2 tRNA genes and 1 rRNA gene are annotated in these 2,321 nt (G+C 44.6%); all 3 read right to left on the bottom strand.

Going from position 1 to position 2,321, the window contains the following annotated elements:
• Positions 1–29: 29 nt before the first annotated feature.
• A tRNA-Ala gene (locus tag PK35_RS16930) sits at positions 30–103 on the bottom strand.
• 159 nt (positions 104–262) lie between these two features.
• Positions 263–336 (bottom strand) — tRNA-Ile (locus PK35_RS16925).
• Positions 337–490: 154 nt separating this feature from the next.
• A 16S ribosomal RNA gene (locus PK35_RS16920) occupies positions 491–2,008 on the bottom strand.
• Between the last annotated feature and the right edge of the window lie 313 nt (positions 2,009–2,321).

Raw genomic sequence — 2,321 nt, 5'->3', positions numbered from 1 at the left:
TTCAAAATTTTGAATTCGGAATTGAATCGTGGAGAATATCGGAGTCGAACCGATGACCTCTTGCGTGCAAGGCAAGCGCTCTAGCCAGCTGAGCTAATCCCCCGTATCTTGTAGTTAGCAGTGTTCAGTAGCAGTTTACAGTAACTAAACCTGCAACTTATTGGGTTGCTTAACTTCTAGAATTTCCTTTCAATATTTAATGAACTTATGTCTTTCGACAGATTCCCAATCAAGTTGGGAATACTCGGTACACCGTACCTCGTAGTCTCAGGCAGACTCGAACTGCCGACCTCTACATTATCAGTGTAGCGCTCTAACCAGCTGAGCTATGAGACTTTTTATAGTCTTCAGTTTGCAGTCGCAGTTCGCAGTATAGCACTGTAAACTGTTGACCGTGCACTGGGACTGATTTTTTTAAATTAACAGCTAACAGAGAATAAACTATTTCTTTACTTAGTTTATATGATACTTTTTAGTCGTCTTTCTCTAGAAAGGAGGTGTTCCAGCCGCACCTTCCGGTACGGCTACCTTGTTACGACTTAGCCCTAGTTACCGATTTTACCCTAGGCCGCTCCTTGCGGTGACGGACTTCAGGCACTCCCAGCTTCCATGGCTTGACGGGCGGTGTGTACAAGGCCCGGGAACGTATTCACCGCATCATGGCTGATATGCGATTACTAGCGATTCCAGCTTCACGGAGTCGAGTTGCAGACTCCGATCCGAACTGTGATAGGGTTTATAGATTCGCTCCTTCTCGCGAAGTGGCTGCTCTCTGTCCCTACCATTGTAGCACGTGTGTAGCCCAGGACGTAAGGGCCGTGATGATTTGACGTCATCCCCACCTTCCTCACGGTTTGCACCGGCAGTCTTGCTAGAGTTCCCATCTTTACATGCTGGCAACTAACAACAGGGGTTGCGCTCGTTATAGGACTTAACCTGACACCTCACGGCACGAGCTGACGACAACCATGCAGCACCTTGTAAGTAGTCCGAAGAAAGATCTATCTCTAAATCATGCAACTTACATTTAAGCCCTGGTAAGGTTCCTCGCGTATCATCGAATTAAACCACATGCTCCACCGCTTGTGCGGGCCCCCGTCAATTCCTTTGAGTTTCATTCTTGCGAACGTACTCCCCAGGTGGGATACTTATCACTTTCGCTTAGCCACTCAGCCGAAACCGAACAGCTAGTATCCATCGTTTACGGCGTAGACTACCGGGGTATCTAATCCCGTTCGCTACCTACGCTTTCGTCCATCAGTGTCAATATATTATTAGTAATCTGCCTTCGCAATTGGTATTCTATGTAATATCTATGCATTTCACCGCTACACTACATATTCTAACTACTTCATAATAATTCAAGATAACCAGTATCAAAGGCAATTCTACAGTTGAGCTGCAGACTTTCACCTCTGACTTAATTATCCACCTACGGACCCTTTAAACCCAATGATTCCGGATAACGCTTGGATCCTCCGTATTACCGCGGCTGCTGGCACGGAGTTAGCCGATCCTTATTCTTACAGTACCGTCAGAACTCTACACGTAGAGTGGTTTCTTCCTGTATAAAAGCAGTTTACAACCCATAGGGCAGTCTTCCTGCACGCGGCATGGCTGGATCAGAGTTGCCTCCATTGTCCAATATTCCTCACTGCTGCCTCCCGTAGGAGTCTGGTCCGTGTCTCAGTACCAGTGTGGGGGATCTCCCTCTCAGGACCCCTACCTATCGTTGCCATGGTGTGCCGTTACCACACCATCTAGCTAATAGGACGCATGCTCATCTTTTGCCGTAACCTTTAATTACATAATCATGCAAAAATGTAATACTATGAGGTATTAATCCAAATTTCTCTGGGCTATCCCTCAGCAAAAGGTAGATTGCATACGCGTTACGCACCCGTGCGCCGGTCGTCATCTGAAGCAAGCTCCAATGTTACCCCTCGACTTGCATGTGTTAGGCCTGCCGCTAGCGTTCATCCTGAGCCAGGATCAAACTCTTCATCGTTAAATCTTTAAGTGTTTCCACTATTATTTTTAACAACTAAAAGAATATCTCTAAGGTACTCAAAATGGCTTATTCTCTTTGTTAATTAATATTGTTTCCAATACTAATTTTACGCTGTCAATTCAATATGTTTATGAACTTGTTTCTTTACTTGACTTAACTCGTTTCCTTGTTAAGCGGGTGCAAATGTAAAACCCTTTTTTTAATTCCCAAAACTTTTTTTGATTTTTTTTTGAAAAATTTCAAAAGCTTTAATCTGTATCTCTAGGAACTCTTTTAAGGCTTTTTACTTGCCCGTTTTTGCGGGTGCAAA

Source organism: Neotamlana nanhaiensis, assembly GCF_000943555.1.
GTDB classification, from domain to species: domain Bacteria; phylum Bacteroidota; class Bacteroidia; order Flavobacteriales; family Flavobacteriaceae; genus Neotamlana; species Neotamlana nanhaiensis.
This window is presented reverse-complemented; position numbering and strand designations above follow the sequence as displayed.